Origin of the sequence: Micromonospora auratinigra, assembly GCF_900089595.1 — a bacterium.
GTDB classification, from domain to species: domain Bacteria; phylum Actinomycetota; class Actinomycetes; order Mycobacteriales; family Micromonosporaceae; genus Micromonospora; species Micromonospora auratinigra.
The window spans coordinates 5,653,249-5,677,683 of record NZ_LT594323.1; the positions used below are offsets into that span (position 1 = coordinate 5,653,249).

Annotated in this window: 27 protein-coding genes; 11 read left to right on the forward strand and 16 right to left on the reverse strand. The window is 73.8% G+C overall.

All coding sequences use genetic code 11. The features are described from left to right. The first annotated feature begins 49 nt into the window (after positions 1 to 49). Entirely contained in the window at positions 50 to 1,360 is a 1,311-nt protein-coding gene (locus tag GA0070611_RS25740) for a S1C family serine protease (protein ID WP_197675798.1), read from the forward strand. A 72-nt stretch (positions 1,361 to 1,432) separates the two neighbouring features. Continuing rightward, positions 1,433 to 1,861, forward strand: a complete 429-nt coding sequence (locus GA0070611_RS25745; RefSeq protein WP_091669601.1) for a Sec-independent protein translocase family protein — start codon at positions 1,433 to 1,435, stop codon at positions 1,859 to 1,861. Between the two features lie 116 nt (positions 1,862 to 1,977). On the opposite strand, the gene GA0070611_RS25750 is transcribed toward GA0070611_RS25745, so the two are convergent. From GA0070611_RS25750 to GA0070611_RS25760, 3 genes are all read right to left on the reverse strand, one after another. Beyond that, complete coding sequence (locus tag GA0070611_RS25750; protein ID WP_091673440.1) at positions 1,978 to 3,126, reverse strand: Mrp/NBP35 family ATP-binding protein; 1,149 nt, start codon at positions 3,124 to 3,126, stop codon at positions 1,978 to 1,980. Positions 3,127 to 3,202: 76 nt separating this feature from the next. After that, positions 3,203 to 3,811: a DUF1003 domain-containing protein gene (locus GA0070611_RS25755; RefSeq protein ID WP_091673443.1), complete on the reverse strand. Its 609-nt coding sequence runs from the start codon at positions 3,809 to 3,811 to the stop codon at positions 3,203 to 3,205. Then, complete coding sequence (locus tag GA0070611_RS25760) at positions 3,804 to 5,087, reverse strand: magnesium transporter MgtE N-terminal domain-containing protein (protein ID WP_091669605.1); 1,284 nt, start codon at positions 5,085 to 5,087, stop codon at positions 3,804 to 3,806. Before GA0070611_RS25760 ends, GA0070611_RS25755 begins: the two co-directional genes overlap by 8 nt. Before the next feature lie 33 nt (positions 5,088 to 5,120). On the opposite strand from GA0070611_RS25760, the gene GA0070611_RS25765 reads away from it, so the two are divergent. Together GA0070611_RS25765 and GA0070611_RS25770 are read left to right on the forward strand one after the other, a co-directional pair. Continuing rightward, positions 5,121 to 5,990: a PhzF family phenazine biosynthesis protein gene (locus tag GA0070611_RS25765; RefSeq protein ID WP_091669609.1), complete on the forward strand. Its 870-nt coding sequence runs from the start codon at positions 5,121 to 5,123 to the stop codon at positions 5,988 to 5,990. A gap of 194 nt (positions 5,991 to 6,184) precedes the next feature. Continuing rightward, positions 6,185 to 6,700, forward strand: coding sequence for a hypothetical protein (locus GA0070611_RS25770; RefSeq protein ID WP_091669612.1), 516 nt, complete (start codon positions 6,185 to 6,187; stop codon positions 6,698 to 6,700). Between the two features lie 15 nt (positions 6,701 to 6,715). Here GA0070611_RS25770 and GA0070611_RS25775 read toward each other — a convergent pair whose 3' ends face one another. After that, complete coding sequence (locus GA0070611_RS25775) at positions 6,716 to 7,417, reverse strand: HAD family hydrolase (RefSeq protein ID WP_091669615.1); 702 nt, start codon at positions 7,415 to 7,417, stop codon at positions 6,716 to 6,718. Positions 7,418 to 7,513: 96 nt separating this feature from the next. On the opposite strand from GA0070611_RS25775, the gene GA0070611_RS25780 reads away from it, so the two are divergent. Together GA0070611_RS25780 and GA0070611_RS25785 are read left to right on the forward strand one after the other, a co-directional pair. After that, complete coding sequence (locus GA0070611_RS25780; RefSeq protein ID WP_407940391.1) at positions 7,514 to 8,479, forward strand: DMT family transporter; 966 nt, start codon at positions 7,514 to 7,516, stop codon at positions 8,477 to 8,479. A gap of 81 nt (positions 8,480 to 8,560) precedes the next feature. Then, a complete protein-coding gene (locus GA0070611_RS25785; protein ID WP_231921222.1) occupies positions 8,561 to 10,729 on the forward strand; it encodes an APC family permease in 2,169 nt (722 codons plus the stop codon). Positions 10,730 to 10,734: 5 nt separating this feature from the next. Here the strand turns inward: GA0070611_RS25785 and GA0070611_RS25790 are convergent, their stop codons facing one another. Both GA0070611_RS25790 and GA0070611_RS25795 read right to left on the reverse strand, forming a co-directional pair. Further along, the gene (locus GA0070611_RS25790) at positions 10,735 to 11,451 is read right to left on the reverse strand and encodes a GNAT family N-acetyltransferase (RefSeq protein ID WP_091669626.1); all 717 of its coding nucleotides are present in this window, start codon (positions 11,449 to 11,451) and stop codon (positions 10,735 to 10,737) included. A gap of 46 nt (positions 11,452 to 11,497) precedes the next feature. Then, positions 11,498 to 12,322, reverse strand: a complete 825-nt coding sequence (locus GA0070611_RS25795; protein WP_167604471.1) for an SDR family NAD(P)-dependent oxidoreductase — start codon at positions 12,320 to 12,322, stop codon at positions 11,498 to 11,500. A gap of 127 nt (positions 12,323 to 12,449) precedes the next feature. Between GA0070611_RS25795 and GA0070611_RS25800 the strand changes: the two genes are divergently transcribed. Further along, the gene (locus GA0070611_RS25800; protein ID WP_091669635.1) at positions 12,450 to 13,406 is read left to right on the forward strand and encodes an HpcH/HpaI aldolase/citrate lyase family protein; all 957 of its coding nucleotides are present in this window, start codon (positions 12,450 to 12,452) and stop codon (positions 13,404 to 13,406) included. Positions 13,407 to 13,452: 46 nt separating this feature from the next. Here GA0070611_RS25800 and GA0070611_RS25805 read toward each other — a convergent pair whose 3' ends face one another. Further along, positions 13,453 to 13,968, reverse strand: coding sequence for a DUF4190 domain-containing protein (locus tag GA0070611_RS25805; protein WP_091669639.1), 516 nt, complete (start codon positions 13,966 to 13,968; stop codon positions 13,453 to 13,455). A 118-nt stretch (positions 13,969 to 14,086) separates the two neighbouring features. On the opposite strand from GA0070611_RS25805, the gene GA0070611_RS25810 reads away from it, so the two are divergent. After that, on the forward strand, positions 14,087 to 14,977 hold the full coding sequence (locus GA0070611_RS25810; RefSeq protein WP_091669643.1) for an SDR family NAD(P)-dependent oxidoreductase: 891 nt from the start codon (positions 14,087 to 14,089) through the stop codon (positions 14,975 to 14,977). Between the two features lies 1 nt (position 14,978). Here the strand turns inward: GA0070611_RS25810 and GA0070611_RS25815 are convergent, their stop codons facing one another. Next, on the reverse strand, positions 14,979 to 15,398 hold the full coding sequence (locus GA0070611_RS25815; protein ID WP_091669647.1) for a nuclear transport factor 2-like protein: 420 nt from the start codon (positions 15,396 to 15,398) through the stop codon (positions 14,979 to 14,981). A gap of 76 nt (positions 15,399 to 15,474) precedes the next feature. Between GA0070611_RS25815 and GA0070611_RS25820 the strand changes: the two genes are divergently transcribed. Next, on the forward strand, positions 15,475 to 16,089 hold the full coding sequence (locus tag GA0070611_RS25820) for a TetR family transcriptional regulator (RefSeq protein ID WP_091669651.1): 615 nt from the start codon (positions 15,475 to 15,477) through the stop codon (positions 16,087 to 16,089). Here GA0070611_RS25820 and GA0070611_RS25825 read toward each other — a convergent pair. Further along, on the reverse strand, positions 16,080 to 16,490 hold the full coding sequence (locus GA0070611_RS25825) for a DUF4190 domain-containing protein (protein ID WP_091669654.1): 411 nt from the start codon (positions 16,488 to 16,490) through the stop codon (positions 16,080 to 16,082). The two genes, GA0070611_RS25820 and GA0070611_RS25825, sit on opposite strands and share 10 nt — an antisense overlap. Positions 16,491 to 16,670: 180 nt before the next feature. Between GA0070611_RS25825 and GA0070611_RS25830 the strand changes: the two genes are divergently transcribed. Then, positions 16,671 to 17,867, forward strand: a complete 1,197-nt coding sequence (locus GA0070611_RS25830) for an acyl-CoA dehydrogenase family protein (protein WP_091669661.1) — start codon at positions 16,671 to 16,673, stop codon at positions 17,865 to 17,867. A 12-nt stretch (positions 17,868 to 17,879) separates the two neighbouring features. Here the strand turns inward: GA0070611_RS25830 and GA0070611_RS25835 are convergent, their stop codons facing one another. From GA0070611_RS25835 to GA0070611_RS25850, 4 genes are all read right to left on the reverse strand, one after another. Then, entirely contained in the window at positions 17,880 to 18,584 is a 705-nt protein-coding gene (locus tag GA0070611_RS25835) for a hypothetical protein (protein ID WP_091669666.1), read from the reverse strand. A 99-nt stretch (positions 18,585 to 18,683) separates the two neighbouring features. Continuing rightward, positions 18,684 to 19,088 (reverse strand): CoA-binding protein, encoded by a 405-nt coding sequence (locus tag GA0070611_RS25840; RefSeq protein WP_091669670.1) that lies wholly within the window; start codon positions 19,086 to 19,088, stop codon positions 18,684 to 18,686. Between the two features lie 72 nt (positions 19,089 to 19,160). Continuing rightward, the gene (locus tag GA0070611_RS25845) at positions 19,161 to 19,898 is read right to left on the reverse strand and encodes a hypothetical protein (RefSeq protein ID WP_091669675.1); all 738 of its coding nucleotides are present in this window, start codon (positions 19,896 to 19,898) and stop codon (positions 19,161 to 19,163) included. Between the two features lie 23 nt (positions 19,899 to 19,921). Further along, the gene (locus GA0070611_RS25850) at positions 19,922 to 22,090 is read right to left on the reverse strand and encodes an intein-containing Rv2578c family radical SAM protein (protein ID WP_331715313.1); all 2,169 of its coding nucleotides are present in this window, start codon (positions 22,088 to 22,090) and stop codon (positions 19,922 to 19,924) included. On the opposite strand from GA0070611_RS25850, the gene GA0070611_RS25855 reads away from it, so the two are divergent. Beyond that, entirely contained in the window at positions 22,026 to 22,445 is a 420-nt protein-coding gene (locus GA0070611_RS25855; RefSeq protein WP_091669684.1) for a thiol-disulfide oxidoreductase DCC family protein, read from the forward strand. The two genes, GA0070611_RS25850 and GA0070611_RS25855, sit on opposite strands and share 65 nt — an antisense overlap. A gap of 14 nt (positions 22,446 to 22,459) precedes the next feature. Here GA0070611_RS25855 and GA0070611_RS25860 read toward each other — a convergent pair whose 3' ends face one another. From GA0070611_RS25860 to trxA, 3 genes are all read right to left on the reverse strand, one after another. Then, the gene (locus GA0070611_RS25860; RefSeq protein WP_231921223.1) at positions 22,460 to 23,368 is read right to left on the reverse strand and encodes an HTTM domain-containing protein; all 909 of its coding nucleotides are present in this window, start codon (positions 23,366 to 23,368) and stop codon (positions 22,460 to 22,462) included. After that, positions 23,365 to 23,805, reverse strand: a complete 441-nt coding sequence (locus tag GA0070611_RS25865; protein ID WP_091669689.1) for a hypothetical protein — start codon at positions 23,803 to 23,805, stop codon at positions 23,365 to 23,367. The genes GA0070611_RS25860 and GA0070611_RS25865 overlap by 4 nt, the downstream gene beginning before the upstream one ends. Positions 23,806 to 23,950: 145 nt before the next feature. Next, the gene (gene trxA, locus GA0070611_RS25870; RefSeq protein ID WP_091669692.1) at positions 23,951 to 24,319 is read right to left on the reverse strand and encodes a thioredoxin; all 369 of its coding nucleotides are present in this window, start codon (positions 24,317 to 24,319) and stop codon (positions 23,951 to 23,953) included. Between the last annotated feature and the right edge of the window lie 116 nt (positions 24,320 to 24,435).

Sequence of the window (24,435 nt, forward strand, 5' to 3'; positions counted from 1 at the left end):
CGGAAGACCGACTCCACCGGCATCCGGCACGGGACACCGCGGGACGGAAGTGGGAGGCACCGACGTGACCGACGGCTGGGACTGGCGCCGGCCCGGCGGGACACCGGCACCGGCGGCACAGCCGGCACCCGGCGGCCCGCCGCAGGGTGCCGGGGGCGGCAGCTCGCCCTGGTGGTCCGACGCGCTGGCCGACCCCTGGCGGGACCCGTACGCGCCCGCCGCGGTGGTCGTACCGGCCGCGCCGACGGACGGGGTGGGCGAGCCGGAGCCGGTCGTCGACCCGGACGCCCCCCGCCGGCCAGGGCTGCGGCAGGTGGTGCTGATCTCACTGGTCACCGCGCTGCTCGCCGGCTCGCTCGGCAGCGCCCTGACCTACGCCTTCCTGCGCGGCGGGAACCCGGTGCCCACCCTGGGCGCGCAGTCCGCGCAGGCCCCGGCGCTCGCCCAGCGCAAGCCGGAGTCACTGGCCGGCGTCGCCGAGAAGGTCCTGCCCAGCGTGGTCACCGTGCGGGTCTACAGCCTCGGCGGCACCAGCGAGGGTTCCGGCTTCGTGGTCAGCGCCGACGGGCACATCGTCACCAACGACCACGTGGTCGCCGGTGGCCCCGGCAAGGCCACGGTGATCTTCAACGACGGCAGCACCGCGCCCGGGACGGTGGTGGGACAGGACCCGGAGTCCGACCTCGCGGTGATCAAGGTGGCGCGCACCGGGTTGAAGCCGGTGGAGTTCGGTGACTCCGACGCCCTCGCCGTCGGCGACCCGGTCCTCGCCGTGGGCTCCCCGCTCTCGCTCGCCAACACGGTCACCGCCGGCATCGTCAGCGCCCTGGACCGGACCATGCAGGCCGGCGAGCCGGGCGGCCCGACCCGCTACTACGCGGCGATCCAGACCGACGCGGCGGTCAACCACGGCAACTCCGGCGGTCCGCTGGTCGACGGCGCCGGGCGGGTGGTCGGGGTGAACTCGACGATCAAGTCGCTGGTCGCCGACGGGCAGGAGGCGGGGAACATCGGGCTCGCCTTCGCCATCCCGATCAACCAGGCGAAACGCGTCACGCAGGACATCATCGGCACCGGCAAGGCCCGGCGTACGGTGATCGGCGCGCAGGTGGCCGGCACCGGCGCGGCCAGCGGCACCGGCGTACGCCTCAACACCGTGGAGCCGGCCGGGCCGGCGGCGGCGGCCGGGCTCAAGGCCGGGGACGTGGTGCTGAAGCTGAACGGCCATCCGATGACCGAGCCCACCGATCTGGTCGCCCTGGTCCGCAAGTACGCACCCGGCTCAGTGGTGACGGTCGAGTACCGGCGCGGGTCGGCCCGGCAGAGCGCCTCGGTGACGCTCGCCGCAGACGCGAAGTGAGCGGCCGTCACCCCCTCCCGGACCGGCCCCGGACGTGCGTAGTCTGGGCCTGACACGGACGAGGAGGCCGGAGTGCTCGACAACCTGAACTGGTGGGAGATCGGTGCGCTGCTGCTCCTGGCGCTGCTGATCTTCGGGGACCGGCTGCCCACCGTGATCAGCGACGGTCTCCGGATGGTCCGCAACCTGCGCGCGATGGCCCGCAACGCCACCGGCGACCTGAGTCGCGAGCTGGGCACCGACATCCAGTTGGAGGACCTGCACCCGAAGGCGTTCATCCGGAAGCACCTGCTCACCGAGGAGGACGAGCAGGCCATCCGGAAGCCGCTGCAGAGCATGTACGACAACATCCGCACGGACGTCTCCGGCGTGCACGACGACCTCAAGGACGTGGCCAGGGCCGCCGACCTGCGGGCCAACGGCACCCGTCCGGCGACCGCCACGGGCAGCGCCCCCACCCCGGCCCCCGCCCCCCGCCCCAGCTACGACGACGCCACCTGAGCCACCCACTCCCACCTGTCGTCAGCGGACGCTAATTCACGGAAAGAGTGGCCATTCCGCGCGGAATGGCCACTCTTTCCGTGAATTAGTGGGGATCTTGGACGGAAGCCGTCGGGTCAGCGGCCGGCGGGCTTGAGGCCGAGCGGCTTGCCGAGCAGCGACTCGCGACGTACGGCCAGCCGGTCGGCGACCTGGAAGAGGGCCTTCGCGGCCGGGGCGTCCGGCTGGGTGAGCACGATCGGGGTGCCCGCGTCGCCGCCCTCGCGGACCCGGGTGTCCAGCGGGATCTGCCCCAGCACCGGCACCTGCGCGCCGATCGTCCGGGTCAGCGACTCGGCGACCGCCTCGCCGCCACCCGCGCCGAAGACCTCCATCCGGGAGCCGTCCGGCAGCTCCAGCCAGGACATGTTCTCGATGACGCCGACCACCCGCTGGTGGGTCTGCAGGGCGATCGCGCCGGCCCGCTCGGCCACCTCGGCGGCGGCCGCCTGCGGGGTGGTGACGACCAGGATCTCGGCGTTCGGCAGCAGCTGCGCCACCGAGATCGCGATGTCGCCGGTGCCCGGGGGCAGGTCGAGCAGGAGCACGTCCAGGTCGCCCCAGTAGACGTCGGCGAGGAACTGCTGCAACGCCCGGTGCAGCATCGGCCCGCGCCAGACCACGGCCGCGTTGCCGGGGGTGAACATGCCGATCGAGATCACCTTCACGCCGTGCGACTGCGGCGGCATGATCATGTCCTCGACCCGGGTCGGCGCGCCCTCGGCGCCGAGCATCCGGGGCACCGAGTGGCCGTAGATGTCCGCGTCCACCACGCCGACCGAGAGGCCGCGGGAGGCCAGCGCGGCGGCCAGGTTGACCGTGACGCTGGACTTGCCGACGCCACCCTTGCCGCTGGCCACCGCGTACACCCGGGTGCGGGAGCCGGGCTGGGCGAAGGGGATCACCGGCTCGGCGGTGGCCCCGCCGCCGCGCAGCTTCGCCTGCAGCTCCTGCCGCTGCTCCGGGCTCATCACGCCGAACTCGATCTCGACACCGGACACCCCGGGCACCGCGCCCACGGCGGCGGTGATGTCGGAGCGCAGCTTGTCCTTCAGCGGGCAGCCGGCCACGGTGAGCAGCAGCTCCACCCGGACCACGCCGGCGTCGTCGACCTCGGCGGAACGGACCATGCCCAGCTCGGTGATCGGCCGGCGGATCTCCGGGTCGTTGACGGTGGCCAGGGCGGCCTGGATCGCGTCGGAGACGGTGCTGACAGGTGCTGACATGCCCGCCATGCTACGTCGGCGGTCATCGGTGACCGCCGCTGGCGGGGGCCGGTGTGAGCGAATCGATGGCCCCGGGTCAGCCCTCGCCGCGGCCGTCCCGGACGTAGTCGCCGTCGAGGTCGTCGCGGGGCTCGTCGAGCGGCTCCAGGCCGTTCTGCCGCCGGACGTCCCGTTCCTGCTGCCGGCGTTCCAGCTTGCGCCGGCGCTCCGCCGCCTCGTCCAGCTCCTCGGCCAGCCGGGTCAGCTCCGAGCGGAGGAAGTCCCGGGTGGCCACCTCGCCCATCGCGATGCGCAGCGCGGCGATCTCCCGGGCCAGGTACTCGGTGTCGGCCTTCTGCATGGTGGCCCGCCGCCGGTCCTCCTCCAGCGCGATCCGGTCCCGGTCGGCCTGCCGGTTCTGCGCCAGCAGGATCAGCGGCGCCGCGTACGAGGCCTGGAGGGAGAGCACCAGGGTCAGGAACGTGAAGGTGTACGGGTCGAACCGCAGGTTCGCCGGGGCGAGCGTGTTCCACAGGAACCAGGCGGTCAGGAAGAGGGTCATGTAGACCAGGAAGTTGGCCGTACCCATGCCCCGGGCGATGCCCTCGGCCACCCGGCCGAAGGTCTCCGCGTCGACCCGGGGCAGGTGCAGGCCCCGGGGGGCGCGCGGCTGGTCCAGCCGTTCGCCCCGGCGCTGCTCAGTCACGGCCACCGCCCGGCGGCTCCTCGGCGGCGGACGGGGCCGCCACGGCGTCCCGGTCCCGCCAGTCGCGCGGCAGCGAGTGGTCCAGCACGTCGTCCACGGTCACCGCGCCGACCAGCCGATTGTTCCGGTCCACCACCGGCATGGCGACCATGTCGTAGGTGGCCATCCGGCGAGTGATCTCGGGCAGCGGGGTGCCCGCCCGCAGCGGGTCGATGTCGTTGACCACGATCCCGCCGAGCAGGTCGGCCGGGGGCTCGCGGAGCAGCCGCTGAAAATGGACCATGCCCAGGTAGCGCCCGGTCGGGGTGGTCAGCGGGGCGCGGGTCACGAAGACCTGCGCGGCGACCGCCGGGGAGAGCTGCGGCTCCCGGATCCGGGCCAGCGCCTCGGCCACCGTGGCGTCCGGCGGCAGGATCACCGGCTCCGAGGTCATCACGCTGCCGGCGGTGCCGGAGGCGTAGCGCAGCAACTGGCGTACCGGGGTCGCCTCGTCCGGCTCCATCAGGTCGAGCAGCACGTCCTGCTCCGGCGGGGGCAGCTCGTTGAGCAGGTCGGCGGCGTCGTCGGGGTCCATCTCCTCCAGCACGTCGGCGGCCCGCTCCCGGTCCAGCGCGGCCAGGATCTCCACCTGGTCGTGCTCGGGGAGCTCGCTGAGCACGTCGGCGAGGCGTTCGTCGTCGAGCGCCGCCGCCACCTCGTTGCGCCGGGCGTCGGGCAGGTCCTGCAACGCGTTGGCCAGGTCCGCCGGGCGCATGTCCTCAAGCACGGCGAGCAGGTTGGCCGTGCCCCGGGACTCGCCGAGGGTACCCAGGCCGCGTACCCGGTCCCACTCGACCTGGTGCAGGTGGCCGCGGCGGGCGAGCCGGCTGGTCTGCTCACGGACCGCGACCCGGCTCAGCGACCACTCACCGCCCCGGTTGCACTCCATCGCCACGTCGACCACCGAGCCGGCCTGCCCGGTGTCCAGCTGGACCCGTCGGTCGAGCAGTTCCTGGAGCACCAGCAGCTCGTTGGGGCGCTTCTCGAACCGGCGCAGGTTGAGGGTGCCGCTGCCGAGCACCACCGCGTCCGGGTCGATCGAGGTGATCCGGTTGATGGAGAGGAAGATGCGCCGGCGCATCGGCATCTCGGCGACCAGCCCCACCACCTCGGGCGGGCGCTGGGTCGGCCGCATCCGGGCGACCGCGTCCCGGACACGGCCCACCTGGTCGCCGTTCGGGTCGAAGACGGCGACTCCGGCGAGTCGAGCGATGTAGACCCGGTTCGGCGTGCTCACGGGCACCAGCCTAAGGGCCTAGTGTTTATCAACATGTCGACCTTGGCCTACGAGATCGTGGACGTCTTCACCGACCGCCCGTTCGCCGGCAACCCGCTGGCCGTGGTGTTCGGCGCGGAAGGGCTGGCGACCGAGCAGATGCAGGCGCTCGCGCTGGAGTTCAACCTCTCCGAGACGGTGTTCGTGCTGCCGCCGACCCAGGTGGGTGCGACGTACCGGGCGCGGATCTTCACCCCGGCGGCGGAGCTGCCGTTCGCCGGGCACCCCAGTGTGGGCGCGGCGGTGACGGCCGGTCGGCGCGGGCTCTTCGACGTGGGCCGGGTCACCCAGGAGTGTGGCGCGGGGGTCCTCCCGATCGAGGTCCGGGCCACCGGGGCCACCCTCACCGGCGGCACCCCCACCCTCGGGCCGGAGCTGGACCCGGAGCCGCTGCTGGAGATGGTCGGGCTCGGCGGCGCCGACCGCGCCGGGCCGGCGCCCCGGGTCGCCGGCTGCGGGCTGGAGTTCCCCTACCTGCCGGTCCGTCCGGACGCGGTGGCCCGCGCCCGGATGAACGCGGCGACGGCGGAGCGGTACGGGGTGGAGCACGTCAGCGTCTTCTCCTGGGACGCCGACTCGCAAACCGCGCACGCCCGGGTCTTCGTGCCGGGGCTCGGTGTGCCCGAGGACCCGGCGACCGGCTCGGCCGCGCTCGGGCTCGGTGTATGGCTGGTCGCCAGTGGCCTGCTGCCCGGCGAGGGCCGGTCCGCGTACACGGTCCGCCAGGGCGTCGAGATCCACCGTCCGTCCTGGCTGACCTGCACGGTGACCGCCGCCGGCGGGGTGGCCGTCGGCGCCACGGTCAGCGGCGAGGTGGTGCCGGTGGCCCGCGGCGAGATCAGCGTCCCGCCGTTCGTGGGGTGACGGCGTGCCTCGCCGGGTTGGCTCGCCCCGGTCCGGATCCGCTACGAACGTGATGACGTGAACGGATCGGCCGGAGCTGAGTCGTTGACATCATCAAGTTCGTAGCCGGCGCGGGTTCTGGTGCCGCCCGGTCGCGGTAGCGTACGGCTGGTGGTGCGGTCGGTCCGGACCATGCCGTACGAGAGGATGGCGGAGTGAGTGACGAGGGGCGTGAGCAGGTCACCACACCCCTGGTCGACGAGGCGGTGAAGAAGGCGGCCGTGGCGTGGGTGAGCGTCGGCGGCGGCCCCGCGTACGCGCTCTGGTGCCTGCCGCTCGACGGTGCGCTGCTGGTGGTCAGCGGGCCCGGTGAGCAGTCCGCCCCCGGCCTGGCCGACGCGGACGCCGCCGAGGTGACGCTGCGCGGCGACCACGGCGGCCGGATCGTCACCTGGCCGGCCCGGGTGACCCGGCTGCGCCCGGGCACCGAGGAGTGGGCGACCGCCGCGCCGCTGGTCGCCGCGAAGCGGCTCAACGCCGCCGGCCCCGCCGCCGAACTGGTGGCCCGCTGGGCCGACGCGGACTGCGCGGTCAACCGGCTGGCCCCCGCCGGCCGGCAGGTCGCCGGTGCCGACCTACCGGCCGACGCGCTGGCCGAGCCGCCCCGCGAGGCCCCGGTGGTGCGGGCCACCCGCAAGCCGTTCCGGCTGCACAAGGTCCGCCGCCGCTGAACCCGGCGGCCCCGGTCAACCGACCCCGGCAGGCAGCGGGTCGACCAGGTCGAGGACCTCGGCGAGCGAGGTCAGGACCGGGCCGTGCCAGGAGCGGTCGGCGTTGAAGACCATGTGGTCGGCCAGGTCGGGCGCGGCCAGCCGGACCGCCGTCAGCCCGGCCCGCTCCGCGCCGGTCAGCTCCTGGCTGCCGCCGTCGCCGACGTAGAGGCAGTCGGCCGGGGCCAGCCCGAGACGGTGGCAGGCGGCCAGGTAGAGCGCCGGGTCGGGCTTGCAGGAGCCGACCTGCACGGAGAAGACCCGGACGTCGAGCAGCGGCGCGACGGCCAGCTGGGGCAGGAAGGCCGGCAACTCGTGCGTGCAGTCGCTGACCAGCCCGGTGCGTACGCCCCGGTGGCGCAGCGCGGCCAGCAGCGGCACCGCCTCGTCCCGCAGCCGGGTGTCGGCGCGTACCGCCCGGTGGCGGGAGGCGACGGCGGCGCGGACCGCCGCGTCGGAGGGGCGTACGCCGGCCTGCCGGCAGACCCAGCGCAGGGTCGCCTCCGCGTCGCCCAGCCGGCCGGTGGCCCGCTCGTAGTAGGTGCGGTCGAGCACCTCGGTGAGCGTGGCGGGCGGGCAGCCGAGCAGGTCGGCGGTGGCCCGGTGCGCGGCACCGCGCTGGACGCAGCGGGTCAGGGTGCCGAAGAAGTCGAAGAGCACGGCCTGGTGCCTGGGCATGGGGGAGCGCTCCGGACGTCGAGGGGAGGAGTCGCCGGGACGCGCATGATCGTAACGGAGTGCTGACGTTCGGTGCGGTCCGGTGCCGTGTGAGGATTGCTCTCCGTGTCCTCCGCTCCGCACCGCCCACCGCTCGACCCGCTGACCGTCGGCGCGCTCGCACTCGCGGTCGCCGCCGTCTCCTCGTCGGCCCCGCTGGTGGCGTTCGCCGCCGCGCCGGCCCTGGCCATCGCCGCCTGGCGCAACCTGCTCTCGCTGGCCGTGCTGGGCCCGTTCTCGCTGGCCCGCCGCCGGGCGGAGTTCCGCGCGCTGACCGTCGGGGCGGGTCGGCGGGAGGGCCTCTACTGCGTCCTGTCCGGGGTGGCGCTGGCCGCCCACTTCGCCACCTGGATGCCGAGCGCGCAGCTCACCACGGTCGCCGCGGCCACCGCGCTGGGCGCCACCCAGCCGGTCTGGCAGGGGCTGATCGCCCGCTGGCAGGGCCGGCGGCTGCCGGTGGTCGTCTGGGCGGGCATCGGGCTGGCGGTCCTCGGTGCCGCGCTGGCCACCGGCGCGGACCTCACCGTCTCCGGCCGGGCCTTCGCCGGTGACCTGCTCGCCGTGGTCGGCGGCATGTTCGCCGCCGTCTACACCGCCTTCGGTGAGCGGGCCCGGGCCAGCATCAGCACCACCACCTACACCACCATCTGCTACGGCGTCTGCGCGGCGATCCTGCTGGTGGTCTGCCTCGTCGGCGGAGTACGCCTGCACGGCTACCCGTCCGGCACCTGGCTGGCGATCATCGGGCTGGTGGCCGGGGCCCAACTGCTCGGCCACTCGATGTTCAACTACGCGTTGCACCGCGTCTCCGCCACCACGGTCAGCGTGCTGATCCTGCTGGAGGCGCCCGGCGCGGCCCTGATCGGCTGGGTGTGGCTCGGGCAGCTGCCCCGTCCGCTGGCCCTGCCCGGGTTGGCCCTGCTGCTGGCCGGGGTGGCGGTCGTCGTCCTCGGCGGGGCCCGCGCCGGTCGCCGTACCGAGCCGGTCCCGGTCCCCGCCGACCCCACCCCGCTCACCGACTGACCCCCGGCGGGTCGCCACTCTTTCCCGGAAAGTGTCGGCATTCCGCCGCCGGAAGGGCCACTTTCCGTGAAAGTGCGGAGGGTGGGGGCGGACGAGGAGCGCGACGACGCGGGACAGCCGGGGACCGCTGTCACGCCCTCGGCCGAGTTCCCGCCGCTGGCGGCCGAGGAACGGGCCGCGCTCGGGCGGATCGGGGAACGCTGGGCGGGGCCGCAGCCGGCGGAACTGCCGGTGGACCCGACGCTGGGGCGGCACCGGGGCGGGCCGGCACCGAGCCGGTTCGGTCGGCTCGCGCCGATCGAGATGTTCACCGTCGAGCAGCCCGGCGAGCTGGTCGCCACCGCCCCGGCGCACCTGCCCGGCAACCGGGTCGGCCGGGCCGCCGGCCGGCTCCGGCGGGCGCTGTTCGGGCCCCCGCTGGCCAGCGCCGCCGTGCTGTACGAGCGGATGCGCAAGCTGGTCGCCCTGCCGATCCTCTCCTCCGACCTGCTCAGCTCGGTGGCGTACGGGCCGGAGGCGATGCTGACCGTGCTGGTGCTGGCCGGCGGGGCCGCGCTCGGGCTGGCGCTGCCGCTGGCCGCCCTGCTGGTGGTGCTGATGATCGCCGTCGGGCTGTCCTACCGGCAGACCATCCCGGCGTACCCGCACGGGGCCGGGTCGTACATCGTGGCCGGCGACAACCTGGGCCGGACCGCCGGGCTGGCCGCCGCGGCCGGGCTGATGCTCGACTACGTGCTGACCGTGTCGGTGTCGGTGGCCGCCGGGGTGCACGCGGTCACCTCGGCGCTGCCGGCGCTGACCCCGGCCACCGTCGGGCTCGGCGTGCTGGTGATCGCCGTGCTGCTCGCCGGCAACCTGCGCGGGGTACGCACCGCCGGCAACATCTTCGTGCTGCCCACGTACGCCTTCGTGGTGGTGGTCCTGGCGGTGCTGGTGGTCGGCTACGCGCGTGCGGCGGGCCGGGGCTTCGCGCCGGTGCCGCCGCCGGCCGTCCCGGCCGCCGAAGGGCTGGGCCTGCTGCTGGTGCTGCGCGCGTTCTCCTCCGGCGCGGTGTCGATGACCGGCATCGAGGCGGTGTCGAACGCGACGCCCGCGTTCCGCCCGCCGGAGTGGCGCAACGCCCGCACCACGCTGGGCTGGATGGTGGCGCTGCTGGTGGTCCTCTTCGCCGGCCTGGTCGGCCTGATCCACCTCGACGGCCTGGTGCCCCGGCCGGGCGAGACGCTGCTGTCCCAGCTCGGCCGGGTCACCTTCCCCACCGGCCCCTGGTACGCGCTGCTCCAGGCGAGCACGGCGCTGATCCTGCTGCTGGCGGCGAACACCGCGTTCAACGACTTCCCCCGGCTGCTCTACTTCATGGCCCGGGACGGCCACGCGCCCCGCCGGTTCCTGCACATGGGCGACCGGCTGGCGTTCAGCAACGGGCTGGTCGCCCTCGCCGGGACGGCGGCGCTGGTCTTCGTGGTGTTCGGCGGGCACACCGAGGCGCTGATCCCGCTCTACGCGGTCGGGGTGTTCCTCGCCTTCACCCTGTCGCAGAGCGGCATGGTGGTGCACTGGCGGCGGCACCGGGGCCGGGGCTGGCGGGGCCGCCTGCTGCTCAACGCCCTCGGCGCGGTGCTCTCCGGGCTGGTGCTGCTGACCGCCGCGGTGGCCAAGTTCGCCGAGGGCGCCTGGGTGGTGGTGGTCGCGGTGCCGCTGCTGGTGCTGCTCTTCCGTCGGATCCACCGGCACTACGCCACGCTGCACCGCGCCCTGGCGCTGCACCCGCCGCCCGCCGGCCCGGCCGGCCCCGCGCCGCCCGCCGGCTCCGCCGAGGCCGAGGCCGAGGAACTGCCCCAGCAGGTACGCCACCTGGTGATCGTCCCGGTGGCCCGGCTGAACCGCGCGTCGCTGCGGGCCCTGGCGTACGCGGCGTCGCTGGGCCGGCCGACGCTGGCGGTGCACATCGCCCCGGAGGAGGCCGAGGCGCAACGGTTCCGGGCCCAGTGGTCCGCCTGGGGCGACCACCTGCGGCTGGAGACGGTGGTGTCGCCGTACCGGTCGGTGGTGGGGCCGCTGGCCCACTACCTGGAGGCGTTGCACGCCACCCGGCCGGAGCTGACGCTGACCGTGATCGTGCCCGAGGTGGTGCTGCGCCGCCGTCGGCACCGGCTGCTGCACAGCCGGATCGAGCAGCGCCTCCGCTCCGCCCTGGGGGCGTTGCCCGGGGTGGTGGTCACCAGCGTCCCGGTGCACGTCGCCGAGTGACCCGCTCAGACGTCGTGGACCTCCAGCACCTGGGTGGTCGGGGCGGCGTCGCCCAGCTCGGCGCGGAGCGCGGCCCGCTCCGGGTCGGCCAGGTACGCGTCCAGGCCGGCCCGCGCGGCGAACCGGATCACGTGCACCTCGGTGCGCCCGTCGCCGGTGCGCAGCCGCCGCTCCAGCCGCCCGGCGTGCCGGTCGAGCAGCGCGAGCACCGTGTCCTCGTAGCGCCGGCCGGCCTCCGCGTCGGATCCCAGGTCGACCAGGGCGACCAGCCGGAGCACCCCGGCCGGGTCGTGCACCAGCGACTTCCAGAAGTGGTGGTCGACGTGACCGCCGGGGATGCCGTCGCGGATCCCGGTGTCGGTGTAGCCGTGCCGCCGGTAGAAGTCCGGCGCCTGGAACGAGAACGAGGCCACCGAGATCTCGGTGCAGCCGCGTCGGCGGGCCTCCTCCTCGGCGGCCCGCAGCAGCCGGCCGCCCCACCCGGCGCGGCGCTGGTCGGCGCGGACCCAGACGGTGTTGATCCCGGCCCGGCCGCCCCAGGTCCAGCCGGTCAGCCCGGCCAGCAGGTCGCCGCCCGCGTCGAGCACCCGGACCGACAGGTCGGCCTCGTCGTCCGCGCCGGTCGCCGCGTTGTTGAACGCGGTCAGCTCCCGGTCGATCCGGGCCGCCAGTTCGTCGTCCGCGCCGCCGACGTGCAGGGTGCCATCCGGGTACTCGATCATGCCGGGCAGTATTCCAGCGGCCCGGCCGGCCCGCGGCCCGGCGCGGTCAGCCGTCGAGGCCGACGGCCTCGGCGCTGGTCGCCCAGAGCCGGGCGGCCAGCCGCGGGTCGCTGGCCCGGGCCCGTGGCCGGTGCAGCTTCCGGTCGGCGTAGTAGCCGCCGGTGACCAGCCGGGACGGGTCCTGGTCGGCCAGCCACACCAGCGTCTCCGCGCCCTTCTCCGGGCTGCGGAACGGCAGCAGCCGCATGCCCAGGGCGACCAGCCGGCTCTCGTTGCCGAACCGGGTCCGCACCACGCCCGGATGGAACGAGTACGCCGGCACCTCCGGCCAGCGTCGGGCCGCCTCGGCCGTGAACAGGATGTTCGCCTGCTTGCTGGTGCCGTACGCGCGGAACGGCCGGTACCGGCGCAGCGCCGAGTTCAGGTCGTCCGGGTCGAGCGCCCCGCTGCGGTGCGCGTCGGAGGCGGTCACCACCAGCCGGCCGATCCGGTCCCGCAGCAGGTTGCTGAGCAGGAACGGGGCGAGGTGGTTGGCCTGCATGCTCAGCTCGTAGCCGTCGATCGTGGTGACCGGCTGGAGCACGATCGCCCCGGCGTTGTTGGCCAGCACGTCGATCCGGTCGTACGCGGCGCGCAGCTGCTCGGCCAGCCGGCGGACGTCGTCGAGCACCGCGAAGTCGGCCCGGAACAGCTCCGGCCGTACGCCGGCCGCGTCCCGGACCCGGTCCCCGGCCGCCTGGAGTCGGGCCGGGTCGCGCCCGACCAGCACGAGTTGGTCACCTCGGGTCGCCAGCGCGACGGCGGCGGCCAGGCCGATGCCCGAACTCGCGCCGGTCACCACCACGGTCCGACGCCCAGTGAGATCTTCCACAGGTCCATTCACCCCGGTCACGGCACGAGGTTACCGTGACGTCACCACGACCCTTTGGGATCGTTAAGTTCTCTCATCCACCAGCCAGGCGTCGGCGGTCCCGCCGGACGCTGGAAGGAGCGCATCCATGGCCGCTGTCGGTCGCCCCCGCCGGTCCTGCCTCGCGGTACCCGGCTCCAGCGTCAAGATGCTCGGCAAGGCCCAGGGGCTCCCCGCCGACCAGGTCTTCCTCGACCTGGAGGACGCGGTCGCGCCGCTGGCCAAGCCGGACGCCCGCAAGAACATCGTGGCCGCGCTGAACGAGGGCGACTGGTCCGGCAAGACCCGGGTGGTCCGGGTGAACGACCTGACCACGCCGTGGACCTACCGGGACGTGATCGAGGTGGTCGAGGGCGCCGGGGCGAACCTGGACTGCATCATGCTGCCCAAGGTGCAGAACGCCGAGCAGGTGCACTGGCTCGACCTGCTGCTCACCCAGATCGAGAAGACCCTCGGCCTGGAGGTGGGCCGGATCGGCATCGAGGCGCAGATCGAGAACGCGGCCGGCCTGGTCAACGTGGACGCCATCGCGGCCGCCTCGCCGCGGGTGGAGACCATCATCTTCGGGCCGGCGGACTTCATGGCGTCGATCAACATGAAGTCGCTGGTGGTCGGCGCGCTGATCCCGGACTACCCGGGCGACCCCTACCACTACATCCTGATGCGCATCCTGATGGCCGCCCGGATGCACGACAAGCAGGCCATCGACGGCCCGTTCCTGCAGATCCGCGACGTCGACGCGTTCCGTGAGGTGGCCAAGCGCTCGGCGGCGCTCGGCTTCGACGGCAAGTGGGTGCTGCACCCCGGCCAGATCGACGCGGCCAACGAGGTCTACTCGCCGGCCCAGGCCGACTACGACCACGCCGAGCTGATCCTCGACGCGTACGACTTCTACACCTCGGAGGCGGGCGGGAAGCTCGGCGCGGTGATGCTCGGCGACGAGATGATCGACGAGGCGTCCCGCAAGATGGCGCTGGTGATCGCGGCCAAGGGGCGCGCGGCGGGGATGAGCCGCACCAGCACGTTCACCCCACCGGCGCAGTGAGCCCGGCGCGACGGGCCGCCCCGGTCACCGGGGCGGCCCGTCCGCGTCAGTAGCTGCTGCCGGTGTTGTCGTTGGCCAGGGCGACGAGGAACAGGCCGAAGCCCAGCACCATCAGGCCGGTGAGCACCCAGCCGACGATGATGCCGGCCTTGGCCATGCCCTCCCCGCTCTCGCCCCGCTCCCGGATCTGCCTGAGGGCCACGTGCCCGAGGATCGCCCCGATCGGGGCGGTGATGCACGAGGTGACGCCGAGCAGGGAGAGCACCAGCGCCGCGATGGCCAGGCCGTTGGTCCGGCCGGCCGGCTGGGCGTACGCCGGATGGGCCGCCGGCGGGTAGCCGCCCGCCGCGTACGGGTCGCCCGCCGGGTAGGCCGGGGCCGCGTACGGGTCGGCGGACTTCATGCCCGCGTACGGGTCGGCGGGCGCGTACGGGTCGGCCGGGGTGGGCTGGGTGGGGATCGGGTTGCCACCGATCGGCAGCGTCGGATCGGCCGGCGGGCCGGACTGCGGGCCGTTCCCCGAGGGGTCGTGCCAGCCGCCGGGCGGCGGGGGATAGCTCATCAGGTCATCTCCGTAGCGTTTTCGGGTGCCGTCAGGGTAGCCAGGGGCAGGCAAACCCGAGGACCGGCTTTCCGGGTGCCTCGTTGCCCGAAACGTCCGCAGCGGGCAGGATCGCGGCATGGCACTTGACGCGCGCGGCGGTCGGTCGCGCCGGGACGTGAGCCGTCCCGGGCTGGTCAGACGTACCCGGAGCGGCCCCGCGGCCGGGTCCGCCGACCAGGACCAGCCCGCGCCGCTGGCCGAGCCGGTCACCATGCGGCTGGACGGCCGGGTCGCGCTGGTCACCGGCGCGGGCAGCGCGGACGGCATCGGGTACGCGACCGCGCACCGGCTGGCCGACCTGGGGGCCCGGGTCGCGATCGTGTCCACCACCCGGCGGATCCACGAGCGCGCCGAGGAGCTGGGCGTGACCGGCTTCGTCGCCGATCTCACCGACGAGTCCGAGGTGGGCGCGCTGGCCGACGCGGTGGCCGAACAGCTCGGCGACGTCGAGGTGCTGGTCAACAACGCGGGCCTGGCGAGCCGGGCCAGCCCGGAGGTGCTGCGGCCGGTGGCCCAGCTCAGCTACGAGGAGTGGCGCGGCGAGATCGACCGCAACCTCACCACCGCGTTCCTGTGCAGTCGCGCCTTCATCGGCGGGATGGCCGAGCGCGGCTGGGGCCGGATCGTCAACCTGGCCGCCACCGCCGGCCCGGTGAACGCGCTGCCCACCGAGGCCGCGTACGCGGCGGCGAAGGCGGGGGTGGTGGGGCTGACCCGGGCGCTGGCGATGGAGATGATCGCCGACGGGGTGACGGTGAACGCGGTCGCGCCCGGCACCATCCACACCGCCGCGTCGACGGTCGCGGAGCTGAAGCAGGGGCTCGGCACGCCGGTCGGCCGCCCCGGCACGCCGGACGAGGTGGCCGCGGCGATCGCCTTCCTCTGCTCGCCGGCCGCCTCGTACATCACCGGGCAGATGCTGGTGGTGGACGGCGGCAACAGCGTCCGCGAGGGCCTCTACCGCTGATTCAGCGGGCGGCGGGTGCGGCGGCCCGGATCGCCCGCAGCAGCGGGGTGAGGTCGTCCTCGACGGTGAACTCCCGCAGCAGTCGGGTCGGTCGCCCGTCGGCGATCCGCCAGACGAAGGTGTATAGCACCGGTGCGCCGTCCTTCACCCGGTGCACGACGATCGACGCCTGGTCGCCGTGGACGGTGCTGACCGGCATGCTGGTCGGGCCGTCCTCGGGTGAGGCGAGGGCCCCGCCCCGCGACCGCAGCTCCCGGAAGCGGGCCATGAACTGTGCCTTGCCGAGCACCACCGTCCGGCCGGCCCGGTCGACCCGGACGTTCTCGAACCCGTCGTCGTAGCAGGCGTCTAGTGCGTCGACGTCCAGCGCGCTCCCCGCCCGGAAGTACGCCCCCATCGCCTCGACCAGCAGCTCGTGCATCGGCTCACCCCGTCTATAACGCTGTCATAGAAGCGTCTCCGAGGTTAGCTGTAGCGGCGTTATAGAGTCAACGGCCGTGGCACTCGACGAGTCGACGATCGTGCGCGCGGCGCTCGACCTGCTCCGGACCGACGGCCTGGACGGCGTGACCGTCCGCCGGCTGGGCGACCGGCTCGGGGTCAAGGCGCCGGCCATCTACTGGCGGTTCCCGGGCAAACGAGAGCTGCTGGAGGCGATGGCCGAGGAGATCCTCCGCGCCCGCCTCGGCGAGCTGGCCCCGTACGACGGGCGCGGGCCGTGGCGGGACTGGCTCACCGACCTGCTGTTGCGGCTGCGGGAGGCGTTGCTCGCCTACCCCGACGGCGCGCGGATCGTCACCGGGGCCCGCCCGCTCGCCACGCCGACGCTGGGTCGGGTCTCCGAGTACGCGCTGCGCGCTCTCGCGGACGTCGGGCTCGACCTGACCACCGCCGGCACGATCGTCTACACCGCGCTGCACTTCACGTTCGGCCACCTCATCGAGGAGCAGTCCTCACCCGTACCGCAGGAGCTGGACCCGGCGACCCTGGCGACCTTCGCCGAGCGGCACCCGACCGTCGCCCGCCTCGTCGCGACCGGGTACGACCGGGTCGACGTGTACCGGGCGGGCCTGGCGTTGATCCTCCGCGAGCCGGAGTCGGGTCAGCGGTAGCCGCCGTTGTCCGCGTTGGCCCACCAGGCCAGGCCGATCCAGCCGCAGCAGGCGAGCAACCCGAGCGCGGTGAAGACGTAGCTGAGGATCAGGCCCCAGGTGGCGAGCTTGTCGCCCTCCTCGCCGGTCTGCCGGATCTGCCGCTTGGCCAGGTGGCCGAGGACGATCCCGGCGGGGGCGAAGACGAACGCGAAGACCAGCGAGAGGATGGCGAGCACGTTCGGCCCGCCGCCGGGTCGGGGTCCCGGGCCGGGCGGACCGTACTGGCCGTAGGGCGGCTGCGGGGCGTACGGGGGTTGCTGCCCCCACTGCGGCTGCTGCTCGTGCCCGTACGGCTGGCCGTAGCCGGGCGGCTCGTACGGCGACGGCGGCTGGTCCGGTTCGCCGGGTGGTCGGGTCACCCCTGATCGCCCCCTCCGTCGCAGGTCATCGGCCTTCTCTCTTGCGGACGCTACCCGCAGCGGTGAACCTTTTCACAGCGGTTGTGTGGACTGGTCACCTTGGCCTCGCCGGTCGCGGGGCCGATACTGACCGAGCGTTCAGTTACCCACGAGTAATGCGCCGATCCCCCGGAGGCTGAGATGGCCCGACTCGCCCAGACGCCCGGCCTGACCGATGTGCAGCGGTCGATCCTGGAAACCGTCCGGGAGTTCGCCGACAAGGAGATCATTCCGCACGCCCAGCGGCTGGAGCACGCCGACGAGTACCCCACCGACATCCTCGACGGGATGCGCGAGATGGGCCTCTTCGGCCTCACCATCGACGAGGAGTACGGCGGCCTGGGCGAGTCCCTGCTCACCTACGCCCTGGTGGTCGAGGAGCTGTCCCGGGGCTGGATGTCGATCTCCGGCATCGTCAACACGCACTTCATCGTGGCGTACCTGGTCTCGCAGCACGGCTCGGCCGAGCAGAAGGCCCGGCTGCTGCCCCGGATGGCCACCGGCGAGGTGCGCGGCGCCTTCTCCATGTCCGAGCCGGAGTGCGGCTCCGACGTGTCGGCGATCAAGTCGAAGGCCGTCCGCGACGGCGACAACTACGTCCTCAACGGCCAGAAGATGTGGCTGACCAACGGGGCCTACTCCTCGGTGGTCGCCACCCTGGTCAAGACCGACACCGGCGCCGACTCGGTCTACGGCAACATGAGCACCTTCCTGCTGGAGAAGGAGCCCGGCTTCGGCGAGACCGCGCCCGGCCTGACCATCCCCGGCAAGATCGACAAGATGGGCTACAAGGGCGTCGAGACCACCGAGATGGTCCTCGACGGGGTCACCGTCCCCGCCTCCGCCGTGCTCGGCGGCGCGGAGAAGGTCGGCCGCGGCTTCTACCAGATGATGGACGGCATCGAGGTCGGCCGGGTCAACGTGGCCGCCCGCGCCTGCGGCATCTCCATCCGCGCCTTCGAGCTGGCCGTCGCGTACGCCCAGCAGCGCAAGACCTTCGGCCAGCCGCTCGCCCGGCACCAGGCGATCGCGTTCAAGCTGGCCGAGATGGGCACCAAGATCGAGGCCGCCCACTCGCTGATGGTCAACGCGGCCCGGCTCAAGGACGCCGGTCAGCGCAACGACGTCGAGGCCGGGATGGCCAAGCTGCTCGCCTCGGAGTACTGCGCCGAGGTCGTCCAGGAGGCGTTCCGGATCCACGGCGGCTACGGCTACTCCAAGGAGTACGAGATCGAGCGGCTGATGCGCGAGGCCCCGTTCCTGCTCATCGGCGAGGGCACCTCGGAGATCCAGAAGACCATCATCTCCCGGGGCCTGCTCAAGGAGTACAAGCTCTGACCCGGACGCCGGTCACCCGCCGGCCGGCTCGACGGCCGGTTCCGGCGGGGTGACCGGCAGGCCCACCGCGAGCGCCTCCGGGCGGGTACGGAAGTGCTCGATGGCGGCGGCCAGCCGCTCGTCCGACACCGCCACCTCGCGGCCGCCGACCCTCGGCCGGGGCAGCCGGGCCGGGTCGAGGTGCAGCGAGACGCCGTCCTCCCGGTCCCGCGACACGGGCCGCGCCGTCCTGATTTCGGCCCACTGGTAACGGTCCCCGCCGTCGCGGACCCCGCTGGCGGTCAGCGCCACCTGCCCGGTGAACCGGGCCTGTCGGTAGACGGCCCAGCCGAGGCCGAGCGCCACGGCGGCCAGCAGCACCGGCCGTCCGACCGGGACCCAGCCCCAGCGGTCCGGCAGGGTCGAGATCACCCCGAGTGCCAGCAGCGCCCCCGCCGCCGGGCCGGCAGCCAGCATCAGCCAGCCGGCGGGGGAGCGCCCGGCCACCAGCCCCGGCTCGATCGCGGTGTGCCCGGCCACCCGCGCACGCCAGACCAGCCGGCCGGTCCGCCGGGGCCGCCAGTGCTGCTGGGCCAGGTGCACGCCCGTGGCCAGCCAGACCAGGCCGCGGAGGTCCGTCAGGTCCGCCCGGCTCATCGGCACCAGGATCCGGGCCGCCACCGCGGCGACCGCACCGCCGAGCAGCAGGGCGAGCAGCCGCCGCGACGCAAGGGACACACCCCGCAGGGTACGCAGCGCTCGCCAGCGTCCCGGCTGGCGAAGCGACGGGGAAACCGCGACGGGGAAACCCGGTGCCGGTGTCCTCAGCCGCGCCGCTCAGCGCCGGGAGAGCCGGCCCGCCGCCCGCTCGACGATCAGGCACCGGTCCTCGACGTAGTCGATGCCGGCCTCCTCGGCGATCCGGCGCGCCTCGGCGGAGACGATGCCGAGCTGCAACCACACCGCCGGCGCGCCGATCGCCACCGCCTGCCGGACCACCTCCACCGCGTCCCGGGCCGGACGGAAGACGTCCACCAGGTCGACCGGGTGCGGGATGTCGGCCAGGGAGGCGTACGCCTTCTCGCCGAAGAGTTCGTCCACGGTGGGGTTCACCGGGATGATCCGCCAGCCGTGGCGCTGCATCTCCAGCGGCACCCGGTGCGCGGCCTTGCCCGGGTCACGGGACGCGCCCACGACGGCGATCACGGCGGAGTCGGCGAGGAGTTGCTGGGCGGAACGCATCCGTCGAGCCTAACCCGGTGGACATCCGCCGGCCCGGGGTCGCGCGACCCCGGGCCGGGCCGTCCACGTCGCTCAGCGGCCGGCGGTGAGCGCCTGCCGGAGCCGGGCGTACTCCTCCGGGGTGCCGATCGCCGCCCGGTGTTCCGGGTGGGCGACGTAGTACCGGATGGCGTCGACCAGCAGCGCGGGCGCGACCTCCAACTCGCGGACCGGCACGAAGAAGGGTTTCCGGGCCCACCAGCCGGCCCGCCGGGTCAGCTCCGGCCGGGTCACGGTGAGGCGCAGGACGGTGTCGATGCCGTTCGGCGGCCGCGCCGGGGCCTGCTGGTCGAGCGTCACCCACGGCACCACGGCCTGCGGGCGCGGGGCGCCGATGGACAGCCCTTCCGGGGTCACGGCCACGAACGGCACCCGCGACCAGGACACCAGCACCGACATCACACAGACCAGGGCGGCCAGGGCGGCCAGCAGCACGAGCACCCGGTCCTCGTCGGCCTGGCGGACCCCGTCGACGGCCTGGAAGGCGAGCCATCCGCTCAGCACCGCGAGCAGCGTCGGCAGGCGTCGCGGCGCTGAGAAGAACGACCGGCTGCCCGGGTCGACCCGCAGCTCGGCCGTGCCCGGCGCGCGGAACAGGTGCCACAGAGTCAGGACGACGAAGGCCAGGGCGGGGAGGGGGGCCAGCAGCGCGACGAACCCTCCGACGCCCTTCGCCCAGAAAAGGAGCAGACCGGTGCCGAGCCCCACCCCCAGGGCGATCAGGACGGTGGCCCGCTGGCGGCGCAGCGCCGCATCGACGATCTCCTGCACGGCCGCAGCGTAGTGCCGACGCGCTACAACAGGGAGAGCTGTTCGGCCGCCGGTGGTGGGGGAGCGCCGGCGACGCGGCGGTTGTCGCCGACCTCGCCCCGGTGCAGCCCGTGCCGGCGGGCTGCCATCCGCACCCGTGCGGTCACCTCCCGCTGGTAGGCCTGCGGGGCGTACGCGCCGGAGGCGTAGAGCTGGCGGTAGCGGGGGACCAGGTGCGGGAACTCGCGGGCCAGCCAGTGCGCGTACCACTCGCGGGCGCCGGGGCGCAGGTGCAGCGGCAGGGCGGTGACGCTGGTGGCGCCGGCGGCGGCGATCGCGGCCACCGTGGCGTCGATCGACTCGTCGTCGTCGCTGAGCCCGGGCAGCACCGGTGCCATCAGCACGCCCACCGGGAGGCCGGCGTCGGTGAGCCGGCGTACCGCGTCCAACCGGCGGCGCGGGCTCGGCGTGCCCGGCTCTACCGCCCGCCACAACGTCTCGTCGACGAAGCCCACCGAGTACGACAGCCCCACCCGGGTCACCTCGGCGGCCTGACGCAGCAGGGGCAGGTCCCGCAGGATCAGCGTGCCCTTGGTGAGGATCGAGAACGGGTTGGCGAAGTCGCGCAGTGCCGCCAGGATCGGCGGCATCAGCCGGTAGCGTCCCTCGGCCCGCTGGTAGCAGTCCACGTTGGTGCCCATGGCGACGGGCGCACCCCGCCAGCGCGGGGCGGACAGCTCGCGGCGGACCAGCTCACCCGCGTTGACCTTGACGATCACCTTGCGGTCGAAGTCCGCGCCGGCGTCCAGGTCGAGATAGGTGTGGGTGTTGCGGGCGAAGCAGTTGTGGCTGACCACGCCGTTGGCGATGAAGTCGCCGGTGCCGGTGGTGATGTCCCACAGCGGCAGCTCCAGGCCGAGATCCTCGATGCCGACCACCCCGAGTCGGCCCTGGAACTTCAGCGCGACGCCCTCGATCGACCGCTTACGGGTGATCGCGGGGTCGGTCAGGTGGAAGAAGCGCAGCCGCTCCGGCAGGCCGCCGGTCAGCCGGATCTGCCGCACCCGGTTGGGGCGCCCGGGATCCTCCAGCACCCAGCGGAAGCCGAAGTGGCCCAGGGCGGCCTCGGTCCGCTCGATGATGTCGTCCGCGCTGTTGCTGATCCGGAAGACCCCCCGGCTGCAACTGCCCTCGGCGTCGAAGATGCCGGCGAGGAAACCCAGCCGCCAGTCGTCCGTCGGCTCGTCCGGCCAGCGGACCAGCGCCCCGATCGCCTCCGCGTCCGCCGGCCCGCAGGCTCGGAGCTCGGCGACCGTCGGGCGGGCCGGCGTGACCCCGGCGGCGATGAGGAAGCGTACGACGCGATCCAGCGCCTCCTCGTCCGTTGACGTCAGCCGGAACGTGCCGGGGGCGAGGCGCGCGTCGCCGCGCACCATGCCGCAGAGGTAGCCCTGCCGGTAGTCGGTCGACTCCTTCGGCGGGGCCGCGAACCGGCCGGTGCCGATCAACCGGTTCCTGGTGGTCAGGTAGGGCCGCTTCCCGCCACCGCCCATCGCGCCGGTGACGTGCTTCCAGCCGCGCTCGGTGAGGAAGCGGTGGTCGCCACTGGCCACCAGCGTGGTGCCGTCCGCCAGGGTGACCCGGTAGGCCCGCTTCACCGTCGACCACGTGTCGAGGACGGTGGTGACGACGTACCGCCGGTAGGCGCCCTGCCGCTGGGTGCCGTAGATCCGGTCGCCGGTCTCCAGCTCGCTGATCGGCTTCGTCCGCCCGTCGGCCATCAGGATCAGGGTGTCCCCGGAGAGGCAGTACACACACGCGTGCGAGCAGCCCCGGTACGGGTTGATCGTCCACTCGAACGGGACACGGGACTCGCCGGGCACCCGGTTGATGATCGACTTGGCGCGTACCTCGTAGAAGGTCATGCCGGCGAAGTCGGGGGTGTCGAAGGTGCGGGCGATGGCGCCGGGGAGCGCCAGCGGCAGGGGTGGCGTCGCTGGCGCTGCCCCGTCGGGAGTCCCCTCGTCCGGGGGAGCGGAGAGGTTGTCCCAGCGCATGGCCCTCATTCGAACACGCGTACGAACGATGCGCAAGTGACGCGCCGGACACCGCGCGCCGGAGCGGTTCGGCCGGGTGCAGGATGGAGCCATGGAGAGCTCGACCTTCGTGTACGACGGCGACTGCGCGTTCTGCACCCGGTGCGCGCAGTTCATCGAGCGCCGGATCCCCACCGGCGCGCGTGTGGTGCCCTGGCAGTTCGCGGACCTGGCGGCGCTCGGGCTGACGGAGGCCGAGTGCGAGGAGGCGGTGCAGTGGGTGGGGGCCGACGGCTCCCGCGCCGCCGGTCCGGACGCTATCGCCCGGCTGCTCGGCGACAGCGGGCCGCTCTGGCGGGTCGCCGGCGGCGGCCTGCGCTTCCCGCCGGTCCGGGCGGCCGCCTGGCCGGCGTACCGGTGGGTGGCCCGGAACCGGCACCGGCTGCCCGGCGGCACCGCCGCCTGTTCGCTACCGCAGGAGGCCCGCGAGCGCCTCTACGGCCCCACCGGCCGCCCGACCACCGACTCCTGACCCGCCGGGGCCGGTCAGGCGGTCGCGGGCCCGACGGCCGGCTCGGGGCCGGCGACGGGGGCCGGATCGTCGTCGTCCCCCGAGCGGGCCGGGCCCCGACGGCGGGCGACGAGACGGCGGGCCCAGACCACCGGGCGTACCCGCTCCAGCGGCAGGAAGCTGGTCATCGCCACCAGGTGCGGCGCGAACGAGATGGTGATCGTCGCGATCGTCATCAGGTGGAACGAGTAGAAGAAGCCCACCATGGCCAGCCGCCACCGCTCCGGCAGCACGAAGACCAGCGGGCTGAGCAGTTCGAAGGCGAGGATGCCGAACTGCGCCACGATCAGCAGGTGCGGCACCTGGGCGATCAGGTCGGCCAGGTCGGTGCCGCGCCGGATGATGGCCCGGGCCAGCACCGAGCCGGTGGCCCAGTCGAGCCCGCCGAAGCGGAACTTGGCCCAGGCCGCCAGGAAGTACGTGCAGATCACCGCGATCTGGGTGACCCGCAGCGCCCACCCACCGGCCTCCGTACGCGTCGGGTCGCCGTGCCGGGCCCGCCCGGCGGTGGGCAGCACGGCCAGCGCGACGAGCAGCCCGAACCGGTCGTGGTCGACCTTGCCGTAGCTCATCGCGACGATCATCCACTCCAGGTAGAGGGCGAAGACCGTCCAGCCGAGCAGCCGGGGCGCGCGCCCGGTCGCGGCGAGCAGGGCGAGCACCAGCAGCAGCCAGAACACGACGCCGACCAGCGTGGCGGTGGGGGTGGGCAGCGGCAGCAGCCGACCGATCAGCAGCGGCCGGTAGAGATCGCCGGGCACGTCGACCCTTGTCCGCACCCACGGCGTGAAGATCACCAGATCGGCGGCGACGAAGAGGTAGACCAGGGTGCGGAAGGCGGCCACCCGGCCGCGCGGCACCGCCTCGGTCAGCCAGCCGGTCACGGGGCGGCCCGCCAGCTCACCGCGGTGCGGTCGGTCCACCGGCCGGTGGGGCGGCCGCCCTGGATGTCGTACCAGCGGACCACGATGCGCACCTCGACCAGCGCGGGAGCGGTCGGGTGGCGTTCCGCGTACGCCTCGGCGACCTGCCGCAGGAGGCCGGGGTCGTCGGCGTAGCGGCCCTGCTGGCCCTCGATCTCGGCGCGCCGGATGCCGGTGGCCTGCTGGCCCAGCGGCACCACCGCGCCGGTGCGGTCGACGCCCTCCACCCGGGTGTCGGGTGCGGGGGCGTCCGGCGCCTCCGAGGTGGAGTACATCCGGAACGGGCCGAACGGGAAGTCGTCGTCGGTGCCCCACAGGGTGCCGGCGAGGAGCAGCGCCAACCCGAGCCCGGTGGCGGCCAGCCGGATCGTGCGTCCGCGGGGGGTCAGAGTCTCCATCGGTTGTGGACGATACGGGATCGGACCTCCCGAAAGGGTCCGTCCGTCGTCCACCACGCACTGGCCGTTCCGCTGTCCGGCCGGGCCCGGCACGACGACGGCCGGGCCCCGTGCGGGGCCCGGCCGTCGGGGTGGACGGGGTGGGTCAGTGCTGGTGGCCCTGCGCGGCCATCTGCTTGCGGACCTCTTCCATGTCCAGCTTCTCGACCTGCTCGATCAGGTTCTCGAGGGCGGACTCGGGGAGGGCGCCCGGCTGCGCGAAGACGATCACGCCGTCCTTGATGGCCATCACCGTCGGGATGGAGCTGATGTTGAACTTGACGGCCAGATCCTGCTGCGCCTCGGTGTCGACCTTGCCGAAGGTGATCTCCGGGTGCTTCTCGGACGAGCGCTCGTAGACCGGGGCGAACCGCTTGCACGGACCGCACCAGTCGGCCCAGAAGTCCAGCAGGACGATCCCGTCCTTCTCGGTCACCTCGTCAAAGTTGGCCGTGGTCAGCTCAACCGTTGCCATTGCACTCTCCGATCAGCGCGGATTGCCTACGTACCTGTGGAACCAGGGTCCATCCACGGGAATTCCCGTGACCCGGGCGACGAAACGCCGCGCTCCCGCAGGGTGACGAGCGGATC